This window comes from Flavobacterium sp. (assembly GCF_040402895.1).
Lineage (GTDB): Bacteria > Bacteroidota > Bacteroidia > Flavobacteriales > Flavobacteriaceae > Flavobacterium.
Genome location: NZ_JBBALR010000001.1, coordinates 85,540 through 106,833, shown reverse-complemented (window position 1 = coordinate 106,833; position 21,294 = coordinate 85,540). Strand labels below are relative to the sequence as shown.

The window sequence follows — 21,294 nt, the reverse complement described above, 5'->3', positions numbered from 1 at the left end:
TCTACCAACTGAGCTACTTTCGCATTTTATTTTGGTGAGTGCAAATATAATATGAAAAACTGATTAATTGCAAGTTTTTTAATAAAAAAATAAATAATATAAAAAACAATCATGTAATTTATTAATATATAACATGTTATGAACAAAATTACAATTAAAAAAATAAATTATTTAGACACTTTTCCGGTTAGAAGTGCGGTCTTAAGGCAAGGAAAACCTTTGGAAACTTGCTTTTTTTTAGGTGATGACGCTGTTGATACTACTCATTTTGGTTTATATATTGAAAATAATATAATTGGCGTAGCTTCTGTTTTTAAAATAAGCAATGAAAATTTTGATACTAAAAATCAATATCAATTACGTGGAATGGCAATTGTAGAAGCGTACCAAAGTACTGGTTTTGGAAAGTTGTTAATTGAAGAAATTTTCAATTTTATTGAATCAAATCAAGTTGAATTGCTTTGGTTTAATGCAAGACAAACCGCGGTACCTTTTTATGAAAAATTAGGTTGTTGTAAAAAAGGGCCTTCGTTTGAAATTCCTGAGATTGGTACTCATTTTTTAATGTATAAATATTTTGTTTATTAAATTGTAAACATTTTTGCATTTGATGTGGAATACTAGTATTTTTTGGTAAATTTGTTAAATTTGATATGAAATGAAAAAAGTTTTACTATTTAGTGTTATAATAATTGTTCTTATTCTGTCTTTTAAGCTCAGTAAAAATGAGGATTTCAAAGTGAGTGAAGATTATTTTGATACCATAAGAAAAATGACTATTCATGCCGTTCCTGAAGAGATGTTAGCTGATAAATCAGATAGTATAAAAAGTATTTATAATGCATTTGGAAACCACGAAATATGGGTAGATGCAGAAAATAGAGAAGATTTAATCGTACAAATAGAAAAGTCAAAATATGAAGGATTAAATCCTCAAGATTATAATATAAATAAAATATATCAATTAGAAGTAAAGCTAGATTCTTTGTCATTAGAAGAAAAATTAGCATATGATGTTTTATTAACCCAAACCTATGATAAACTTTGCAGTAATTATTTCAGAGGAAAATTAAATCCTGACGAAGTGTATAAAAATTGGGATTTATATGAAAAACCATTTAATATGGCAACCCACTTAAAAGTTGCAATTTCTTCAAAAAAAGTAGCGTCTTCTATAAAAAATTTATTGCCAAATCATCCTATTTACACCTCGTTAAAAGCAGCGTTAGTCCTTATTGATAAAATGCCAGAAAGTAATTTCGATTCCATTAATAAATCTATAAAGTTAAAGTATAAGGATACTCAAAAAGAAGTAAATGAAATCAAAAAGCGACTTGTATATTGGAAAGATTTAGACGAAAAAAACACAAATTATTCCTTTAATTATGACAGTTCAATGCTTGAAGCCGTAAAGAAATTTCAAGCAAGACATGGTTTACACCCTGATGGCGTTATTGGTTTTGGGACCATTAAAGCATTAAATTATAATGTAGAAACACGACGTTCACAAATTTTAGCTAATTTAGAACGTTGGCGCTGGTTTTCTAGAGATTTTGGGGAGCAATATTTATTAATTAATTTACCAGATTACAAATTAGATTTTATCCAAAAAAATACCACAACGGCCTCGCACAAAATTGTTTGTGGTAAACCCAAGAGAATGACGCCAATTTTACAATCCAAGTTATCTAATTTTGTTTTTAATCCAACTTGGACGGTTCCGCCAACTATAATTAAAGAAGATTTATCAGTTGAAGCTGTAGCAAATAGAAGTTACTTTATTAGAAATAGAATTCTCATTTATAATGGAAAAAATAATATTGTTTCTCCATCAAATTGGAATCCTGCTAAAGCGACAAGTTATAGGTATGTTCAAAATCATGGGTACAATAATTCGCTAGGTGTTGTGAAATTTAACTTTCCAAACCATCATTCTGTGTATTTACATGACACCAATCATAGGGATTATTTCCAGTTGTCATATAGGGCATTAAGTTCGGGTTGTGTTCGGGTACAAAACCCAGTTGATTTGGCTAAAAAAATATTAAAAAATCAAGATAATGGAAGATGGACAACTGGTAATGAAATTGATTTAATTATTAAAAAAAATAAAGAACCTTATTATATAAAAGTAAAAGAACCTATATATATTCATCAATTATATTGGACGAGTTGGTTAAGCGATTCGGGTTTTCAATTCAGAGATGATATGTATAATCTAGATAAAGTGTTGTACGATAAATTAAGAAACTAATTTAGATTTATTAACGTACATTCTTGAAGGGTGATAAATAAATAAAACCGATTTATTTTTTATAGATTGAATTAGTTTTGGAGCGATACCTGGTTCCACTGCAGGACAACCTTGACTTCTACCCAAATAACCTTGTGTATTTGCTAGTTTTTTAGAAACATATTCTGCGCCATGAATCACAACGGCTCTTTCTCTTGCTTTGTCGTTAAGCCCAAATTCTAAACCGTCTAATTTTAAAGAAATTCCGTGCTTCCCCATATAGGTTTCTCCTGTTAAAAAAAAACCCAAACTACTCTTAAATGATTCATTTTGGTTGGAAAACGATTTTGCAAATTCTTTTCCGGATTTTATTCCATGAGAAACCAATGTTTGAAAAATCACTTTTTTATGTAACATATCAATTACCCACATTCTTTCTTTTTTGGAAGATAATGAAAAATCAATAATCGTTAATATATTGTTTTTAATTTTTCCTTGCGCTTCTATAGCAGTGTACCCTTCAAATGCTTTTGTGAAAATTTCTAATTCTGGTAATGAAAATCCTTCAGGCTGAATTTCACAATATAATAATTCCGATTTTTCTTTAATATTATCTGCCTCATTTTTCACCATAGCAATTGGATTTACAACATTTGTTGCAAATTCATTGGTCTTAAAAGTTGTATTTAACAGATTTTCATTATCTGAAAAAAGCAAAATAAAACCTAAAAAAATAAAAGGTAAAAATGTATAACGCATTGTATTTGTTGTTGTTTTTTAATAACGAACACAGGCAAATATAATTGTAATTTTGAATAAAAAAAATAAATTAGTGTTTTTTAACGATAATTTTTAACGTTTTGCCGATAATATGGTTTTTTTGTTTGAAGATTTTTGTTAAAAAAAGTAGATATTAAAATTAATTTTAAAAATTAACATTTGATAATGAAACAAATTTAGCAATAGCAATACTAATAATTTTATTCACAAAATATTTTTATGAATTACTTTCAAATTCTTAGTATACTTTTCTTATTTCAAATTTCTTTTGCTCAAGAAATGGTAACATCAAATCCATTTTTGCCAGTAAATAATAAAAAGGAAATTAGTACCATAAAAATTAAAAATCCTATAAAAATTGATGCATCACTTAATGAAGAGGATTGGAAAAATATACCTATCGCAAAAAATTTTGTAATGTTTAACCAAGAAAATGGAAAGCCAGAATTACCGGAACTTCGAACAGAAGTAAAAGTACTTTACGATGATGATGCCATATATGTAGGCGCTATTTTATATGATAATGAACCGGATAAAATTTTAAAAGAAATTTCAGAAAGAGATAATTTTGGTTCAACCGATTTTTTTGGGGTGTTTATTAATGGGTTCAATGATGGCCAGCAAGAATTTAGTTTTTTTGTAAGTGCTTCCGATGGACAAATGGATTTAATACGAACTACGGAAAATGAAGACACTTCTTGGGATGCTATTTGGGAAAGTAAAGCAAAAATTACTGATATAGGCTGGGTAGTTGAAATGAAAATTCCATATGCCGCACTTCGTTTTTCAAAAGAAGAAAAACAAACTTGGGGTATAAACTTTTTTAGAGAAGTAAGAAGAAACCGACAAATGTTTACTTGGAATCCAGTAGATAATAGCAAAGGATTTTTCACACAACAAGCAGGTATATTAAATGGTATTGAAAAAATTAATACACCAACACGTTTGTTTCTGATTCCTTATTCTTCATTTTATTTAAATAGTTTGGGTAAAGAAAAATCTTTTGGAACGCTAAAAGGTGGATTAGATTTGAAATATGGATTAACCGATGCATTTACGTTAGATATGGTTCTGATTCCTGATTTCGGTCAAACAAGATTTGATAATAAAATATTGAATTTAGGTCCTTTCGAACAAATTTTTAATGAAAACAGACCATTTTTTACAGAAGGAACCGATTTGTTTAACAAAGGAGGATTGTTTTATTCAAGACGAATTGGGCAACGCGCCAGTAAATATCCAGAAATTTCAGAAACGGAAGAAGTTATAGATTTTCCAAACGCAATTGATTTGGTGAATGCTGTTAAAGTTTCTGGTAGAACGAAAGAAGGTTTAGGAATTGGTTTTTTAAATACGGTTACTAAAAAAACCGATGTTGTCATTCGAGATATAATTACAGGAAATACCAGAACAGAAACAGTGGAGCCACTAGCCAATTATAATGTTTTGGTTTTAGACCAGCGGTTTAATGGAAATTCTTCCGTATCATTAATTAATACAAACGTAACTCGAAATGGAAACTTTAGAGACGCTAATGTTACTGCAACAACTTTCGATTTGAACACAAAAAAGAATACATTCAATTTAAATGGTGCTCTAAAATATAGTTATGTAAATAATTATGCCAATTTGCAGAATAAAAATGGAATTATGGCTAATTTAGGATTTGGTGAAACCTCTGGAAAATTTAGGTTTTCAGCCTATGGAGAATATGTTTCCAAAGAGTATGACAACAATGATTTGGGGATTAATTTTCAAACCAATTATTATTCCATTAGTGCGAATGTGAATTACCGATTACTTCAATCGACAGAAAAATTAAACTCATTTAGGATAAGTTTAAATACGTTTGCGCAATTTGATAAAGCAACTAATTATCTTCAGGAGCAAAATTTTAATATTAATTTAAATTTAACCAATAAAAAAAATCATTCCGCAGGTTTTGGAATTAATTTAAATCCGTTTGAAAGATATAATTTTTATAATCCGCAATCCGTAGGGCGATTTGTAATTTTCCCTAAAAATTATGGCATGTGGGGTTATATTTCTTCAAATTACAATAATAAATTTGCGTTTGATATCAATCCAAATATTGGAATAACTGAAACAAAAGGCTGGTGGTATTGGGGTATTGATGTGAGTCCGAGATATCGTTTCAATGATAAATTTACTTTAATTTACAGAAACAATTTCTTCAATGAATACCAAGATTTAGGCCGCGTAGATCGAGTAGGAAATGATATAATTTTCGCATCAAGAGACAATCAAACTTTAGAAACGAGTTTAGAAGGGAAATATTCCATCACGGCAAAAATGAATTTTGGATTAAAATTAAGACATTATTGGTCGTTTTCCGAAAATAATTCGTACTATAAATTATTAGAAAATGGTTATACTGAAGACTATTCTTACACGGATAATGCTAATCAAAATTTGAATTTATGGAACTTTGATTTGTCTTATAGTTGGTGGTTTGCACCTGGAAGTCAAATGTCGTTTTTATATAGAAATTCGTCAGGCATTTTTCAAAATACAATAGACAAGAATTTTGTTTATAATACCAAAAAAGTATTTAATCATGAAGATCTAAATCATACGTTTTCTATTAGTATTCGCTATTTTATTGATTATAATCAAGCCAAGAATGCTTTAAAATAATCCTATTATTTTTCTAAAATTAAATTTAGAAAACCTTTTCGTTAATAATTTTTTTGAGTTGTCGTTTAAAAAATCAGTAACTTCGTATCTTAAATACAATAGTGATGAACAAAAAAGTAATTTTAATGATTTTAGATGGTTGGGGACATTCTCCAGACCCTAAAGTTTCCGCCATAGATAATGCCAATACACCATTTATAGATTCGTTATATAAAAACTATCCAAATGCCGAATTGCGTACAGATGGACTTCACGTAGGTTTACCAGAAGGTCAAATGGGAAATTCAGAAGTAGGTCATATGAATTTAGGTGCAGGACGTATTGTGTACCAAGATTTAGCTAAAATTAATTTAGCAGTTAAAAATCATACGTTGAAAAATGAAAAACCATTATTAGATGCCTTTAATTACGCAAAAACAAATCATAAAAACGTTCATTTTTTAGGATTGGTTTCAGATGGTGGCGTGCATTCTCATACTTCTCATTTACGAGGATTAATTGAAGCGGCTCAAGAAAATGGTGTGTCAAATATGTTTGTTCATGCTTTTACAGATGGGCGCGATGTCGATCCTAAATCAGGAAAAAAATACATACAAGATTTACAGAATTTTCTTTTAAACACGAATGCAAAATTAGCTTCTGTGATTGGTAGATATTACGCCATGGATAGAGACAAACGTTGGGAACGTGTAAAATTAGCTTACGATTTGTTAGTCGGAGGAATTGGTGAAAAAACATCAGATATGGTAGAAAGTATTCAAAAAAGTTATGATGAAAACGTAACAGATGAATTTATTCAACCTTTATTTTCTTCAGAAGGAAAAACGATACAACCAGATGATGTGGTAATTTTCTTTAATTTCCGTACGGATAGAGGTAGAGAACTAACCGAGGCGCTTTCGCAAACCGATTTTCATGAGCAAAATATGCATAAATTACCGTTGTATTATGTTACGTTAACCAATTATGATGATACCTATAAAAACGTTCATGTAATTTACGATAAAGACAATATTACTGAAACATTAGGCGAAGTACTTTCTAAAGCTGGAAAAAAACAAATTAGAATTGCAGAAACAGAAAAATATCCGCACGTAACTTTTTTCTTTTCTGGCGGAAGAGAAGAACCTTTTGATGGAGAATCTCGAATATTAAAAAATTCACCCAAAGTAGCCACATACGATTTACAACCCGAGATGAGTGCTTTTGAATTAAAAGATGCTTTAGTGCCTGAATTACAAAAAGGGGATGTGGATTTTGTATGTTTAAATTTCGCAAATGGCGATATGGTAGGGCATACCGGAAGTATGCCAGCAGCTATAAAAGCATGTGAAGCCGTTGATATTTGTGTAAAAGAAATTATTGAAACCGCTTTGGCAAACCAATATACCACAATTGTAATTGCCGACCACGGAAATTGTGAAACGATGATAAACCCAGATGGTTCCCCAAATACGGCACATACAACTAATCCAGTACCCGTAATTTTAGTAGATAACGATAAAATACAAATTAAATCAGGTGTTTTAGGAGATGTAGCACCCACTATTTTAGATTTAATGGGAATTACTCAACCAGAAGTCATGACGCAGCATTCGTTGTTGGTGAAGTAAACAAACAAACCCTTCAAGAGTTATTAATTTTGAAGGGTTATATTATTTTATAAGTCACTTACTCTTTGTTTTCTTTTCTTAATAATTCGATTACTGCATCAAATTTTGCATTAAATAAATCGAAAATATTTTTAGGTAAACTAATCTTTATTTCGTAGTTTGTAATTGTATGGTCATTTTCTTCATGGTTATGGGTAATGCTTATTAAAGGAGTATCCGTTTCAATAATTTCATTTACATTCATATTTAGGGCTTTTGCAAAACGCAACCATTCATCATCAGAAATAGGTATTCTGCCTTTCTCTCTTCTATTGTATTGAGAAGTATCCATGGCCACAAGTTCTGAAAATTCCGCTTGTGTGAATTTACTTTTTCTAGCATTTTTTAGTTTTTCTTTGGGTTTTAATAACATAATGTAGATTTTGGGATAATCAAAAATAAGAATAAAAACAAACAAAAAAAACAAGTAAAACAAAAAAAATTGTGCAATTTGAAAACAAATTGCAAACAATTTGCACAAAAAATTCACATTTTTTAATAAAAATAAACTTCTCAAATTTGTCATAACAAAAATATCTCGAGAAATATTTTTTGATTAACAATTTAATTTATTAATTTTAAAACTTATTAAAAATGAAAAAATTATTATTTGGCTTAATTGCCACAGTATTATTTGCAGGAGTTACAAATGCACAAGATAAGGTGCCTGTTGAAGGATTAACACTTGAATATTATAAATATGTATTTGAGAAAAGTCCTATAGGAAAAGAGACTAAAGTAATAAATGTATCTAATTTATCTGACGAAAGTTATAAAAAAATTGTAAATCACATGTCAGAAGTTAACTTTAACGAATCGAAATATGCAGTAAATATTGATTTATTGCATGATGGGCAAAAGAAAAGCATAGTTGTTTTACCTCTTGCAGATGGAAGATCTTCAATAGGGTTTCTTCAAAATGAAAACCTCGATGAAATCACACCAATTAAATTTACCGTTGAAAAGGATGGGACATACAAATATGAGCCATTTGCAACAAGGCGAGGTGTTCGTATTTCTAGAGATTGTGCAACCGGTGCTGGTCAAATTGCAAATTTAGGTGGAGCATTTGCTTCATTGTCACTAATCGGTTGCGTTCCATGTGGATTTGCAGGAGGGGCAGTTGCTGGTATTGCAATGGCAATGAGCTTATTTTGTTAAATAAAATATAAATTTAAATATGAAGAAATATAATGCATACCATTTTGTTATTATCTTAGGAGTTATTGCAGGTATAATATCACTTATTAGATCATTAAAAGCTCCTGATATTCAGACAGTTTTTTCAACTATTACAATTGTGATTTTTGGGATAATATTTTATAAATATAAGCCTTAATGAGATTTCTATTATTTTACTATGCGTTATATTACTTTTAGTATTTATTTTTGCAAATCGCAACAATTTATTTTGTAAGTACAATTGAAATTTAAAGTATTTTTATTTTTGTTTTTCTCCAACTTCCTTCAAGCGCAAAAACTTGAAACGTTAATAAAAGGCGGAGAACTATTGGTAACTGGAATATCAATTTTTAAAACTTCAAAACTAACAGAATCTAAAGACAAAACAGTGGATAGTAAATTTGTAGCTACGGTTTGTGTAAAAAACAAATTAGCTGAAAAAATTACTGTTAAGCTAGATGGTAAAGATTCTGAAGGTAATAAGGTTATAAAAGAATTGGTAGTTCAAAATGACGGAAAAGAATGCGTTTTCGAAATACCGAAAGGCATTTACACTTACGAAATTATACTCTCAAACAAAGAGGTCTTTAAAAAAGGCGAGTATAAATTTGAAGAAGAAATAACTATTATGGTTAATAAAGAATAAAATAAAACCCAAATAAGAAATTAAACTTATTTGGGTTTTTTCATATAACAATATAAAATCCGCTTAAATCCGTAAAATCTGCGTACCTATAATTAAAAATCGGAACCCGTAAATAAATTTTGATTTACTTCATCTATATAAGTCAAAATTTCTTCTTTACCCAAAGCACTTTCTGCAGAAGTAACAAAATACTGTGGCATTTCTGCCCAATCGTTGGCTAATAAATTTTTCTTGTACGCTTCCACGTGTTTATGAATATGCGTTTTTCCTAACTTGTCTGCCTTCGTAAAAACAATACAAAATGGAATTTCACTTTCGCCTAAATATTCAATAAATTCAGTATCAATTTTTTGAGGTTCGTGTCTAATATCTACCAAAACAAACGCACAAATAAGTTGTTCCCTGCTTTCAAAATAATCGGTAATAAATTGTTGAAATTTTGCTTTTGTGGTTTTTGAAACTTTTGCGTAACCATAACCAGGTAAATCTACTAAATGCCAGTTTTTATTAATTAAAAAATGGTTGATCAATTGTGTTTTTCCAGGTCTTCCAGAGGTTTTAGCAAGGTTTTTATGATTGGTAATCATGTTAATTAACGATGATTTTCCAACATTTGATCGTCCTATAAAAGCGTATTCTGGAATTCTGTCTTTCGGACATTTTTCCACGACAGAATTACTAATTACAAATTCGGCGGTATTAATTTTCATTTGATGTATAGTATTAAAAGCTACTCAAAAGATTGACGTAGGATATTTTTCTCTTCACAAAAAGAGAATTTATAATTTTTTTTCGCTAAGCCATCCAAATAACAACGCATTAAATTGATCTGGTTCCTCCATCATGGCGGCATGACCACATTTATCAATCCAATATAATTCAGAATTTGGAAGTAGTTTTTTAAATTCTTCCGCAACTTCTGGTGGAGTTACTTTGTCTTGTTTTCCCCAAATTATACAAGTTGGTACATGCATTTTTGGTAAATCATTAGCCATATTATGACGGATAGCGCTTTTGGCAATGGTTAACGTTTTTAAAAGTTTAATTCGGTCGTTTACGGTTGCAAAAACCTCATCAATAATTTCTTTTGTTGCCACTTCTGGATTATAAAACACATCTTCCGCTTTTTTTCTAATGTATTCATAATCACCACGTTTAGGATAGCTTTCACCCATAGCACTTTCATATAATCCTGAACTTCCAGTAATTACTAATCCTCTAACTAATTCAGGATATTGTTTCGTAAAATACAAACCAATGTGTCCACCTAAAGAATTTCCTACTAAAATTACTCGTTCTAATCCTTTGAAAGTAATAAAATCTTTAACATATCTAGCAAATGCCTTTACATTAGTTTTTAATAAACTTTGTGTGTAAATAGGCAATTCAGGAATAATTACTTGGTAACCTTTACTTGGAAAATAATTGGCCACGCCGTCAAAATTACTTAAGCCGCCCATCAAACCGTGCAACACAATTATTGGCGTGCCTTCACCGGCTTCAAAATAAGTGTATTTTCTTTCTTTCTTTATCATAAAAACGTATTCGCGTTCAACTAACTAATAGATACAAAAATACATTTTTTTTTCACATATGTTTCTTATTTAAGATTATTAAATCGTATCCTAGCTAAAACCCTAATTTCCAATTTGTTTTGAATAATTTCTATCTAATTAACAGCTTATTTCCCATAAATACTTCAAAAGTTAAAAACTTAATTTCTTCGTCAATATCTGTATTTTCAGCCCATAAGTGGTAATTCTGATATTTTTTCATAAAAACTTATTAACAAAGTGGTATTTTGTGGTAAAAAGTGGTAAAATATTTTTTAAATTTGTCTCAATAATAATTCATTTTATAAAAGTTGAATACATTTTTAGGAACATACGAGTGCAAAGTTGATGCAAAAGGAAGGTTAATGGTACCTGCCCCTCTTAAAAAGCAACTGGGTAATTTTGAAGAAGGTTTTGTATTGAAGCGTTCTGTTTTTCAGCCTTGTTTGGAATTGTACCCCATGAAGGAATGGAATAAAGTCATGCAGAAAATAAATAAGTTAAATCGATTTGTAAAAAAGAATAACGATTTTATTAGAGCGTTTACTGCTGGTGTAAGAATGGTTGAAATTGATGCCACAGGAAGATTATTAATTCCTAAAGATTTGATATTGTTTTCAAAAATAGATAAAGATATTGTATTGTCATCTGCTGTTTCAATAATTGAAATTTGGGATAAAAATTTATACGAATCTGCATTAGATAACGCGATGGTTGATTTCGCAGATTTAGCCGAGGAAGTAATGGGTAACCAAAATGAAGAGGAAGATGGAATATCATAACCCAGTACTTTTAAAAGAAACGGTTGCGGGATTAAATATTAAACCAGACGGAATTTATGTAGATGTCACTTTTGGCGGCGGCGGACATTCTAGAGAAATAATGAAACATTTAGGGCCAAACGGAAAATTGTTTGGTTTTGATCAAGATACAGATGCATTAGCAAATGTCATTGATGATGAACGTTTTGTATTAATAAATGAAAATTTCAGATTTATTAAAAGGTTCTTACGCTTTCATGGTATAAAACAAGTAGACGGAATTTTAGGTGATTTCGGAGTTTCTTCTCATCAATTTGACGTGGCAGATAGAGGGTTTTCTACTCGTTTTGATGCGGCTTTAGATATGAGAATGAACCAAAATGATGCACTTTCTGCCTATGAAGTGGTAAATGATTATACAGAAATTGAACTTAAACGTGTTTTTGTTGATTATGGCGAATTGAAAAATGGTGGCGCAATGGCAAATGTTATAGTTACTGCTAGAGCAGATAAAAAAATAAAAAATTCTGAGCAGTTAAAAGATGTGTTGTCTCGCTTTTTACCAGGTCATAAAGCAAATAAAATTTTAGCTCAAATTTATCAAGCCATTCGTATTGAAGTAAATCAAGAAATTGAAGTTTTAAAAGAATTTTTAATACAAACGGAAGAGCTACTTGTGTCTGGAGGAAGATTAAGTGTTATCTCGTATCATTCTTTAGAAGACAGATTGGTAAAAAGGTTTATGAGAAACGGCATGTTTGAAGGCGAACCGGAGCGAGACTTTTTTGGAAATTATGAAGTCCCATTTAAAAGTATTGAAAAGTTAATTGTGCCTTCAACAGCAGAAATAGAAATAAACAATAGAGCTAGAAGTGCAAAACTTCGTGTAGCAGAAAAAAAATAATGGCAAAAGAAAGCAGTATATATAGTTTATTAAAAGCAAAATTCTTAATTGATGATGATGCACTAAAAACATGGAAATTTATAATTTACTTGTTTTCATTAGCTATGTTAATGGTTTATTTTAACCACAATTACGATGAAAAAAATTATAGAATTACAAGCTTAACCAATGAAGTAAAAGAATTGCGATCGAAATTTGTAGATACACGTTCTGAATTAATGAAATTAAAAATGGAGTCCACTGTTTCCAAAAAAATGGAAGCAAGGCAAATTGTTCCTTCAACAATCCCTCCAAAAAAAATTGTAATACGCAAACCAAAAGAAAAAAGTTTTATAGATAAATTAAAAATATGGCAATAAAAAACGACAATATTATTTCTTACCGACTAGCATTTGTGGTGGTTTGCGTTGTTGCGTTTTCTTTTGCAATTGTTATAAAATTGTTTAACATTCAATGGGTAGGTGGCGAGTATTATAGAAAATTAGCCAAACAACGCACCGTTAAAAATTTCGAAATCCCTGCCAATAAAGGAAATATTTACTCTTCTGATGGTAGTTTATTAGCTACTTCGATTCCTGAATACACCATTCGTTTTGATGCAGTGACACCATCTGATGAAAATTTTGAGAAATATTATGTTAGTTTATCAGATTCGCTAGCCAATTTAGTAGGAAAATCTTCTGGAGAGTTTCAAAGAGAATTAAGAAAAGCAAAAAACACAAAAAACAGGTACTTTTTAGTCGCAAAAAAATTAACGTTTACAGAATATATGCGTGTAAAACAGTTTCCGCTATTTAAGTTGGGAGCTAATAAAGGTGGCATTATTGCAGAACAGCAAACGGTGCGTAAGCATCCTGTAGGGTTAATTGCAAACAGAACAATTGGTTATGAACGCGACGGGAACCAAGGAAAAGGCTTAGAATATGCGTTTAGAAAATATTTAAATGGAACAAATGGTCACCATTGGATGCAAAAAATTGCAAAAAATCAGTGGAAACCTATTTCTGATATTAATGAATTAGATCCAGTTGATGGGTACGATGTAATTTCAACTATTGATGTGTTTATTCAAGATATTGCGCATCATGCATTATTAAAACAATTAGAATTATACAAAGCAGATCATGGTTGTGTGGTGGTTATGGAAACCAAAACAGGTTACATAAAAGCTATTTCAAATTTAGGAAAAACCGAAGATGGTTCGTATTTCGAAACTCAAAATTATGCACTTACGGAATCTCATGAACCTGGTTCAACCTTTAAATTAATGGATTTAATTGCTCTAATTGATGATAAAAAAGCAGACACTAGCTCCGTTTATAATTCTAATGGTGGATTAGTAATGATCCAAGGTAAACCAGTTAAAGATTCCAATCATCACGGATACGGAATTGCCTCATTGGCAAAAGGTTTTGAAGTCTCATCTAACACTATCTTAGTACAAGCAACCTATAAAGCTTATAAAAACAATCCTTGGCAATTTATTAACAGAATTAATAGTTATGGACTAAATAAAAAACAGGGTTTACAAATTAAAGGAGAAGGACAGCCTATAATTCCACAACCAGGTGCTAAAAATTGGTATGGTACAACCTTGCCTTGGATGGCATTTGGTTATGGCGTTTCAATGACACCGTTACAAACATTATCCTTGTATAATGCTGTGGCGAATAACGGTAAAATGTTAAAACCAATTTTTGTAAGCGAAATAAAAGAATGGAGTAAAACCATTAAAAAGTACGATCCTGAGGTAATTAATCCGAAAATATGTTCCGAAGAAACTTTGTTAAAAGTTAGAAAAGTGCTAGAAAACGTAGTTAAAAACGGAACAGGTAAAGGCTTGTATTCTGCAGATTTCTCTATGGCTGGAAAAACGGGAACCGCTCAGGTAAATTATAGTAAAGCAGAAATGTCATATGCCTCTTCATTTGTAGGGTATTTTCCTGCAGACCAACCAAAATATTCTTGTATAGTGGTAGTTCATAATCCAGATAAAACAAAAGGGTATTATGGTGCCGATGTGGCAGGACCTGTTTTTAAAAGAATTGCGCAAAAAATATTTACAGATGTGCCAAGCACAAATAAATTTAAAAATATAAATTTAAAAAGTCCAAAACAAGAAGTTCTGTATCGTGAATTTGAAAAAAAATCGCAAGGAAATACAACTGTAGTACCCAACGTGAAAGGAATGGCTGGAATGGATGCTGTTTCTTTATTAGAAAATTTAGGATTAAAGGTAAAATTTACAGGAGTTGGAAAAGTAAAAAAACAATCTATCAATCCTGGCGAAACGTTTAAAAAAAATCAAATTATAACAATTGAATTATCGTGAGCTTATTAAAAGACATATTATATAAAGTAACTATTGAATCGGTTCACGGTACTACAGATTTGGCTATAGAAAAAATTGAGTTTGACTCTAGAAAGGTTTCAAAAAACGATGTTTTTGTGGCAATTAAAGGAACGCTTTCAGATGGTCATCAATTTATTGACAAAGCTATTTCTTTAGGTGTCAAAGTTGTAGTTTGTGAAGATTTACCATCTTCTTTATTAGAAAATATTACCTATGTAAAGGTGCAAAATTCTAATCAAGCTTTAGCCTTTTTGTCAGCCAATTATTATGATAATCCATCGCAAAAACTAAAATTAGTTGGTATTACAGGTACCAATGGAAAAACAACAATTGCTTCGTTATTGTATCAAATGTTTAAAAAAGCAGGATACAAAGTAGGATTATTATCAACGGTTAAAATAATGGTTGATGAGGTAGCATATAACGCTACACATACTACACCAGATTCGCTAACTATAAATAAATATTTAGACGAAATGGTGGAAATAGGATGCGAATTCTGTTTTATGGAAGTGTCCTCACACGGAATTCACCAAAAACGTACTGAATCCTTGTGTTTTGAAGGCGGTGTGTTTACTAATTTGTCACACGATCACTTAGACTATCATGAAACGTTTGCCGAATATAGAGATGTTAAAAAATCATTTTTTGACCAGTTGCCAAAAACAGCTTTTGCAATATCAAATATCGACGACAAAAACGGAGAAGTAATGCTTCAAAATACGATAGCCAAAAAAAGAACATATGCCTTAAAATCATATGCTAATTTTAAGGCACAAATTTTAGAAAATCAATTATCTGGATTGGTTTTAAAAATTAATAACGAAGAAGTTTGGACGAAATTAATTGGTTCGTTTAACGCCTATAACATATTAGCAATATATGGTGTAGCATTAGAACTAGGAATAGAAAGCACAGAAGCGTTACGATTATTGTCCGAATTAGAAAGTGTTTCAGGTCGTTTTCAGTTTGTGGTTTCTACTACCAAAATTACTGCTATTGTAGATTATGCTCATACTCCAGATGCATTGGAAAATGTGTTGAAAACAATAGAAAATATTCGTACTAAAAATGAACAATTAATTACAATTGTAGGTTGTGGTGGTGACAGAGATAAAACAAAACGACCAATTATGGCAAATATTGCTGCTTCATTAAGTGATAAAGCCATTTTTACTTCAGACAATCCAAGAACAGAAAATCCTCAAACGATTATCGAAGAAATGGAAGCCGGAGTAGAAGGTCAATATTTTAAAAAAACAGTAGCCATTTTAGATAGAAAACAAGCTATAAAAACAGCCTGTCAAATGGCTAATTCTGGAGATATTATTTTGATCGCTGGAAAAGGTCACGAAACCTATCAAGAAATAAACGGAGTCCGTCAGGACTTTGACGATATGCAAATTGTACAAGAATTATTAAAACAATTAGATAAATAAAACTCAAAAAAAATAAATCCCAAATTCCAATTTTGGAAATTAAAATTGATAAAATATGTTATACTACCTTTTTAAATATCTAGATGAAGCATATAATTTGCCAGGTGCAGGATTATTTCAATATATCACTTTTCGATCTGGAATAGCAGTTATTTTATCGTTGTTAATTTCTACCATTTATGGAAAAAGAATAATTAATTATTTAAGAAATAAACAAGTAGGTGAAACGGTTCGCGAATTAGGTTTAGATGGTCAAGTACAAAAAGCAGGAACCCCAACAATGGGTGGAATAATTATTATTTTGGCTACGTTAGTTCCGGTTTTATTATTGGCTAAATTAGATAACATTTATATCATTTTACTTTTAGTGACTACCATATGGATGGGAAGTATTGGTTTTTTAGATGATTACATTAAAGTTTTCAAAAAAGATAAAGAAGGTTTAAAAGGAAAATTTAAAGTGATTGGCCAAATTGGACTTGGTATTATAGTGGGTGTAACATTGTACTTTCATCCAAACGTAACAATCAAAGAAGATGTAGTGCTTAAAAAGCAAGGAATAGAAACGGTTATTAAATCTACTTCACCAGAAGTAAAATCAATGGAAACCACCATTCCATTTGTGAAAAACAACACGTTTGATTATGCAGAAGTACTTTCTTTTATGGGTGATGATTATCAAAATTGGGCCTGGTTAATTTTTATTCCTGTAGTTATTTTTATTATTACAGCGGTTTCAAATGGAGCAAATTTAACGGACGGAATTGATGGTTTAGCCGCAGGAACTTCCGCCATATCCGTATTGGTTTTAGGGATATTCACATTTGTATCTGGAAACATTATTTTCTCTAACTATTTAAATATTATGTATATCCCAAATTCGGGTGAAATGACAATTTATATTGCCGCATTCGTAGGTGCATTAATTGGGTTTTTGTGGTACAATACTTATCCAGCAACAGTGTTTATGGGCGATACAGGAAGTTTAACTATCGGTGGAATTATTGCAGTAATTGCAATCGCAGTTAGAAAAGAACTAATGATTCCTGTTTTATGTGGAATTTTCTTAGCGGAAAACTTTTCTGTAGTGTTGCAAGTGGCGTATTTCAAATACACTAAAAAGAAATTTGGCGAAGGTCGTCGTATTTTTTTAATGTCCCCTTTACATCATCATTATCAGAAAAAAGGGTATCACGAAAGTAAAATCGTAACGCGTTTTTGGATTGTGGCAATCATTTTAGCCATTTTCTCACTCGTATCTTTAAAATTGAGATAATATGCGATTGGTAGTATTAGGTGGAGGAGAAAGTGGGGTTGGAACGGCTATTCTGGGAAAGAAAAAAGGATACGATGTTTTTGTATCCGATTTTGGAAAAATAAAAGAAAATTATAAAGAAGTTCTTAGTATTAATAGCATTACTTGGGAAGACGAAAAGCACACTGAAGATTTAATTCTGAATGCTGATGTGGTAATGAAAAGTCCAGGAATTCCAGATAAAGCTCCCATAGTAATAAAGTTACTAGAAAAGCATATTCCAGTGATTTCGGAAATTGAATTTGCAGCGCCTTTTACCAATGCAAAAACAATTGGAATTACAGGTAGTAATGGTAAAACTACTACAACTTTGTTAACGTATCATATATTGAAACAAGGCGGTTTAAATGTTGGATTGGCAGGTAATATCGGTAAAAGTTTTGCGTGGCAAGTGGCTGAAAATAAACACGAGTGTTATGTGTTAGAATTAAGTAGTTTTCAATTAGACGGAATAATACATTACAAGCCAGATATAGCAATTATTTTGAATATTAGTCCAGATCATTTAGATAGATACAATTACGATTACAAGTTATATATCGATGCAAAGTTTAGAATTACAATGAATCAAACCGAAACAGATTATTTAATTTATGATGAAGATGATGAAGCCATTTCTAATTGGTTTTCCTCACATCATACAAAAGCAAACAAAGTGCCTTTTTCAATTTCAAAAAAATTAAATATGGGCGGAAGCATAACAGATCACAACGAAATAAATATCAACCTTAACGAAAATCATTTTAATATGCCAATTAATCAACTTGCTTTAGAAGGAAAACACAACGTAAAAAATGCTATGGCAGCTACAGCCGTTGCGCAATTAATGAATATTAGAAAAGCTACTATTAGAGAAAGTTTAGCCAATTTTCAAGGTGCCGAGCATAGATTAGAAAAAGTATTAAAAATAAATAATGTGCTATACATTAACGACTCTAAAGCTACAAATGTAAATGCTACTTTTTTTGCTTTAGATAGCATGAATACGCCTACAGTTTGGATAGTTGGTGGCGTAGATAAAGGAAATGATTATGACGAGTTAATGGCTTTAGTGCGCGAAAAAGTAAAAGGAATAATTTGTTTAGGAATTGATAACAAAAAACTAGTCGATAAGTTTGAAGGATTAGTAGAAATGTTTGTAGAAACTACATCAATGTCTGAAGCTGTAAAAATAGCTAACAAAATGGCAGAAAAAGGCGATACCGTTTTGCTTTCACCAGCTTGTGCTAGTTTCGATTTGTTTGAAAACTATGAAGATAGAGGTCGTAAATTTAAACAAGCGGTACAAAATTTATAATAATATTTAATTTACAAGAGCAAAAATTATAATGAATAAAATAGTAAACCAACTTAAAGGCGATAAAACCATTTGGGCTGTAATAATTTTATTGGCCATAGTTTCCTTTTTGCCTGTATATAGTGCCAGTACCAATTTAGTTTATACGGTTGGTAATGGAACGGGTTCTACTTTTATGTTGTTATTAAAACATTGTACGCATCTTTTTATTGGAATGCTTATTGTGTTTTTTGTTCATAAAATGCACTTCGAAAAATTTAAAAAATATTCCATTTTTGCAATATGGATAATTATTCCGGCATTACTTTTTACTTTATTACAAGGAAAAACTATTGGTGGGGCAAATGCTAGTAGATGGTTGGTAATTCCTTTTGTCAATTTTTCGTTTCAGCCGTCAACCCTTGCTTTTGCAATTTTAATGGTATATGTTGCGAGAACGCTAACCAAAATTAACGAAACCAAATATACGTTTAAAGATTCTGTTATTCAAATATGGTTACCAGTTGGAGCTGTTTTACTATTTATTTTGCCTTCCAACTTTTCTACAGCAGCCTTAATGTTTGCCATGGTTTTTATGTTGTTATATATTGGGCAATATCCTTTAAAATATCTAGGATACGTATTAGCAATTGGAGTGGCTGTATTAGCACTTTTTTTCTTATTAGCACAAGCTTTTCCAAAACATAAAACCTTTAGTCGTGTAAATACTTGGGTAAGTAGAATTGAAAATTTTACCACAGATAAACCAGATGAAGACAAGTATCAAATAGAAAATGCTAAAATTGCTATTGCCGTTGGAAAAATTAATGGCGTAGGACCTGGGAAAAGTATTCAAAAGAATTTTTTACCACAATCGTCTTCGGATTTTATTTTTGCAATTATTATTGAAGAATATGGATTAATTGGTGGTTACGTATTAGTGTTTTTTTATATGTTATTGTTTTTTAGATTCTTAATTAGAGCCAATAAAACAACTAACTTGTTTGGAAAACTATTAATCATCGGACTTGGATTTCCAATTATAATTCAGGCATTAATTAATATGGGTGTTGCAGTAGAATTATTACCAGTTACCGGTCAGCCATTACCATTAATTAGTAGTGGAGGAACTTCAATTTGGATGACATGTTTGTCGTTAGGAATTATTTTAAGTGTCACCAAAAGAGAAGATGAAATCGCTGCAGATTTAAAAGATTTTCAAGATAAAGAAGCTGCTTTACAACGTTTAATTGAAAGAGAAGTAGTAGTAATGAATGCCGAAAATTCTGAAGAAACACTTTCAGAAGACGAGCATAAAGTAAAGGATTTGAAGTATTCTATTCGTGAATCTTTAAAACAAGAAAACGAATTAGATACGCAAGGCGATAGTTTAGTAAACGGACAAAATCCAATGAATGCGGTTATAAATAAAAAATAATGGAAAAAAGATTCATCATTAGCGGCGGGGGAACAGGCGGACATATATATCCAGCTATTGCCATTGCAAACGAATTGAAAGTGCAATTCCCGGAGGCTAAATTTTTATTTGTAGGCGCAAAGGATAAAATGGAAATGCAAAAAGTCCCGCAAGCAGGTTATCAAATTAAAGGACTTTGGATTGCAGGATTACAACGTAAACTAACGTTACATAACGCCATGTTTCCTTTAAAATTAGCGTCAAGTTTAATAAACTCGTATTTTATTTTAAGAAAGTTTAAGCCTAATGTGGTAATTGGAACAGGTGGTTTTGCAAGCGGAGCAGTTCTTAAGGTAGCATCATTAATGCATATCCCAACTGTAATTCAAGAACAAAATTCGTATCCTGGAATTACAAATAAATTATTAGCCAAAAAAGCCAATTCCATTTGTGTGGCATATGAAAATTTAGACCGTTTTTTTCCTAAAGAAAAATTACATATTACAGGAAATCCAGTAAGACAAGATTTAATGGAAGTGGTTAGTAAAAAAGAAGAAGCCCTTTCGTATTTTAATTTAGAGGTTTCTAAAAAAACACTTTTAATTTTAGGTGGAAGTTTAGGGGCTAGAAGAATAAATCAACTAATTGAAAAAGAATTAGATTTTTTATTACATCTTGATTTTCAAATTGTTTGGCAATGTGGAAAGCATTATTTAAATGAATATTCAAAATATAACGATAAAGAAAACGTTCAAGTTTTAGCATTTATTGATAGAATGGATTTGGTTTATGCAGCGGCTGATGTTGTGATTTCTCGTTCGGGAGCCTCTTCAGTTTCAGAATTATGTATTGTTGGAAAACCTACCATTTTTATTCCTTCGCCAAATGTGTCAGAAGATCATCAAACAAAAAATGCCAAAGCAATTGTGGAAAGAGGCGCTGCAATATTAATAAAAGAAACCGATTTAGAAACCGAGTTTAAAATTGTTTTCGAAGCAGTAATTAAAGATAAAGGAAAATTACAAAACTTGGAACAGAATATAAAAAGATTAGCATTGCCTAACGCCACTAAAGCGATAGTTGAAGAAATAAAAAAATTAATATAATAGCAAAACAACTGCAACA

General features: G+C 30.7%; 19 protein-coding genes and 1 tRNA gene (1 of these 20 only partly in view). 15 read left to right on the top strand and 5 right to left on the bottom strand.

Going from position 1 to position 21,294, the window contains the following annotated elements; genetic code table 11:
• Window positions 1–23, bottom strand: a tRNA-Gly gene (locus ABWP60_RS00595); it reaches 150 nt to the left of the window's first position.
• A gap of 115 nt (window positions 24–138) precedes the next feature.
• Here ABWP60_RS00595 and ABWP60_RS00590 point away from each other — a divergent pair.
• Entirely contained in the window at window positions 139–588 is a 450-nt protein-coding gene (locus tag ABWP60_RS00590; RefSeq protein WP_353147036.1) for a GNAT family N-acetyltransferase, read from the top strand.
• Between the two features lie 151 nt (window positions 589–739).
• On the top strand, window positions 740–2,254 hold the full coding sequence (locus ABWP60_RS00585) for a L,D-transpeptidase family protein (protein WP_353147034.1): 1,515 nt from the start codon (window positions 740–742) through the stop codon (window positions 2,252–2,254).
• Here ABWP60_RS00585 and ABWP60_RS00580 read toward each other — a convergent pair.
• Complete coding sequence (locus tag ABWP60_RS00580; protein WP_353147032.1) at window positions 2,243–2,992, bottom strand: murein L,D-transpeptidase catalytic domain family protein; 750 nt, start codon at window positions 2,990–2,992, stop codon at window positions 2,243–2,245. The two genes, ABWP60_RS00585 and ABWP60_RS00580, sit on opposite strands and share 12 nt — an antisense overlap.
• Window positions 2,993–3,232: 240 nt before the next feature.
• Here ABWP60_RS00580 and ABWP60_RS00575 point away from each other — a divergent pair, with 240 nt between their 5' ends.
• Both ABWP60_RS00575 and gpmI read left to right on the top strand, forming a co-directional pair.
• Window positions 3,233–5,671 carry a DUF5916 domain-containing protein gene (locus tag ABWP60_RS00575; RefSeq protein WP_353147030.1) on the top strand — a complete coding sequence of 813 codons (2,439 nt, stop codon included), beginning with the start codon at window positions 3,233–3,235 and terminating at the stop codon, window positions 5,669–5,671.
• A 104-nt stretch (window positions 5,672–5,775) separates the two neighbouring features.
• Window positions 5,776–7,284 carry a 2,3-bisphosphoglycerate-independent phosphoglycerate mutase gene (gpmI, locus tag ABWP60_RS00570; protein WP_353147027.1) on the top strand — a complete coding sequence of 503 codons (1,509 nt, stop codon included), beginning with the start codon at window positions 5,776–5,778 and terminating at the stop codon, window positions 7,282–7,284.
• A 58-nt stretch (window positions 7,285–7,342) separates the two neighbouring features.
• Here gpmI and ABWP60_RS00565 read toward each other — a convergent pair whose 3' ends face one another.
• Entirely contained in the window at window positions 7,343–7,696 is a 354-nt protein-coding gene (locus ABWP60_RS00565; RefSeq protein WP_353147024.1) for a helix-turn-helix domain-containing protein, read from the bottom strand.
• 221 nt (window positions 7,697–7,917) lie between these two features.
• On the opposite strand from ABWP60_RS00565, the gene ABWP60_RS00560 reads away from it, so the two are divergent.
• A complete protein-coding gene (locus ABWP60_RS00560) occupies window positions 7,918–8,484 on the top strand; it encodes a hypothetical protein (RefSeq protein ID WP_353147021.1) in 567 nt (188 codons plus the stop codon).
• Between the two features lie 262 nt (window positions 8,485–8,746).
• Window positions 8,747–9,151 carry a hypothetical protein gene (locus ABWP60_RS00555; RefSeq protein ID WP_353147018.1) on the top strand — a complete coding sequence of 135 codons (405 nt, stop codon included), beginning with the start codon at window positions 8,747–8,749 and terminating at the stop codon, window positions 9,149–9,151.
• A gap of 92 nt (window positions 9,152–9,243) precedes the next feature.
• Here the strand turns inward: ABWP60_RS00555 and yihA are convergent, their stop codons facing one another.
• A complete protein-coding gene (yihA, locus tag ABWP60_RS00550) occupies window positions 9,244–9,861 on the bottom strand; it encodes a ribosome biogenesis GTP-binding protein YihA/YsxC (RefSeq protein WP_353147015.1) in 618 nt (205 codons plus the stop codon).
• A 69-nt stretch (window positions 9,862–9,930) separates the two neighbouring features.
• Window positions 9,931–10,686 (bottom strand): alpha/beta fold hydrolase, encoded by a 756-nt coding sequence (locus tag ABWP60_RS00545; protein WP_353147012.1) that lies wholly within the window; start codon window positions 10,684–10,686, stop codon window positions 9,931–9,933.
• Between the two features lie 329 nt (window positions 10,687–11,015).
• Here ABWP60_RS00545 and mraZ point away from each other — a divergent pair, with 329 nt between their 5' ends.
• The 9 genes from mraZ to murG are packed head-to-tail and all read left to right on the top strand — an operon-like array spanning window position 11,016 to window position 21,275.
• Window positions 11,016–11,486, top strand: a complete 471-nt coding sequence (gene mraZ, locus ABWP60_RS00540) for a division/cell wall cluster transcriptional repressor MraZ (protein ID WP_353147009.1) — start codon at window positions 11,016–11,018, stop codon at window positions 11,484–11,486.
• A complete protein-coding gene (gene rsmH / locus ABWP60_RS00535; protein ID WP_353147006.1) occupies window positions 11,461–12,369 on the top strand; it encodes a 16S rRNA (cytosine(1402)-N(4))-methyltransferase RsmH in 909 nt (302 codons plus the stop codon). Before mraZ ends, rsmH begins: the two co-directional genes overlap by 26 nt.
• Window positions 12,369–12,728, top strand: a complete 360-nt coding sequence (locus tag ABWP60_RS00530; protein WP_353147003.1) for an FtsL-like putative cell division protein — start codon at window positions 12,369–12,371, stop codon at window positions 12,726–12,728. The genes rsmH and ABWP60_RS00530 overlap by 1 nt, the downstream gene beginning before the upstream one ends.
• A complete protein-coding gene (locus ABWP60_RS00525; RefSeq protein ID WP_353147000.1) occupies window positions 12,719–14,701 on the top strand; it encodes a PASTA domain-containing penicillin-binding protein in 1,983 nt (660 codons plus the stop codon). The genes ABWP60_RS00530 and ABWP60_RS00525 overlap by 10 nt, the downstream gene beginning before the upstream one ends.
• Window positions 14,698–16,161 carry a UDP-N-acetylmuramoyl-L-alanyl-D-glutamate--2,6-diaminopimelate ligase gene (locus ABWP60_RS00520; RefSeq protein WP_353146997.1) on the top strand — a complete coding sequence of 488 codons (1,464 nt, stop codon included), beginning with the start codon at window positions 14,698–14,700 and terminating at the stop codon, window positions 16,159–16,161. Before ABWP60_RS00525 ends, ABWP60_RS00520 begins: the two co-directional genes overlap by 4 nt.
• A 55-nt stretch (window positions 16,162–16,216) precedes the next feature.
• Window positions 16,217–17,437, top strand: a complete 1,221-nt coding sequence (gene mraY / locus ABWP60_RS00515; protein WP_353146994.1) for a phospho-N-acetylmuramoyl-pentapeptide-transferase — start codon at window positions 16,217–16,219, stop codon at window positions 17,435–17,437.
• Window position 17,438: 1 nt separating this feature from the next.
• Window positions 17,439–18,773, top strand: a complete 1,335-nt coding sequence (gene murD / locus ABWP60_RS00510; RefSeq protein WP_353146992.1) for a UDP-N-acetylmuramoyl-L-alanine--D-glutamate ligase — start codon at window positions 17,439–17,441, stop codon at window positions 18,771–18,773.
• A gap of 31 nt (window positions 18,774–18,804) precedes the next feature.
• Complete coding sequence (locus tag ABWP60_RS00505) at window positions 18,805–20,190, top strand: FtsW/RodA/SpoVE family cell cycle protein (RefSeq protein WP_353146989.1); 1,386 nt, start codon at window positions 18,805–18,807, stop codon at window positions 20,188–20,190.
• Entirely contained in the window at window positions 20,190–21,275 is a 1,086-nt protein-coding gene (murG, locus tag ABWP60_RS00500) for an undecaprenyldiphospho-muramoylpentapeptide beta-N-acetylglucosaminyltransferase (RefSeq protein ID WP_502904797.1), read from the top strand. The genes ABWP60_RS00505 and murG overlap by 1 nt, the downstream gene beginning before the upstream one ends.
• The last annotated feature ends 19 nt before the right edge of the window (window positions 21,276–21,294 follow it).

Excerpts from the sequence above, each read along its gene's own strand:
- ABWP60_RS00525 (WP_353147000.1), top strand. The coding sequence starts at position 12,719 with ATGGCAATAAAAAACGACAATATTATTTCTTACCGACTAGCATTTGTG.
- ABWP60_RS00590 (WP_353147036.1), top strand. The coding sequence starts at position 139 with ATGAACAAAATTACAATTAAAAAAATAAATTATTTAGACACTTTTCCG.
- ABWP60_RS00505 (WP_353146989.1), top strand. The coding sequence starts at position 18,805 with ATGAATAAAATAGTAAACCAACTTAAAGGCGATAAAACCATTTGGGCT.
- ABWP60_RS00545 (WP_353147012.1), bottom strand. The coding sequence starts at position 10,686 with ATGATAAAGAAAGAAAGAAAATACACTTATTTTGAAGCCGGTGAAGGC.
- ABWP60_RS00575 (WP_353147030.1), top strand. The coding sequence starts at position 3,233 with ATGAATTACTTTCAAATTCTTAGTATACTTTTCTTATTTCAAATTTCT.
- ABWP60_RS00560 (WP_353147021.1), top strand. The coding sequence starts at position 7,918 with ATGAAAAAATTATTATTTGGCTTAATTGCCACAGTATTATTTGCAGGA.
- murD (WP_353146992.1), top strand. The coding sequence starts at position 17,439 with ATGCGATTGGTAGTATTAGGTGGAGGAGAAAGTGGGGTTGGAACGGCT.
- murG (WP_502904797.1), top strand. The coding sequence starts at position 20,190 with ATGGAAAAAAGATTCATCATTAGCGGCGGGGGAACAGGCGGACATATA.
- ABWP60_RS00580 (WP_353147032.1), bottom strand. The coding sequence starts at position 2,992 with ATGCGTTATACATTTTTACCTTTTATTTTTTTAGGTTTTATTTTGCTT.
- mraY (WP_353146994.1), top strand. The coding sequence starts at position 16,217 with ATGTTATACTACCTTTTTAAATATCTAGATGAAGCATATAATTTGCCA.
- gpmI (WP_353147027.1), top strand. The coding sequence starts at position 5,776 with ATGAACAAAAAAGTAATTTTAATGATTTTAGATGGTTGGGGACATTCT.
- rsmH (WP_353147006.1), top strand. The coding sequence starts at position 11,461 with ATGAAGAGGAAGATGGAATATCATAACCCAGTACTTTTAAAAGAAACG.
- ABWP60_RS00530 (WP_353147003.1), top strand. The coding sequence starts at position 12,369 with ATGGCAAAAGAAAGCAGTATATATAGTTTATTAAAAGCAAAATTCTTA.
- yihA (WP_353147015.1), bottom strand. The coding sequence starts at position 9,861 with ATGAAAATTAATACCGCCGAATTTGTAATTAGTAATTCTGTCGTGGAA.
- ABWP60_RS00565 (WP_353147024.1), bottom strand. The coding sequence starts at position 7,696 with ATGTTATTAAAACCCAAAGAAAAACTAAAAAATGCTAGAAAAAGTAAA.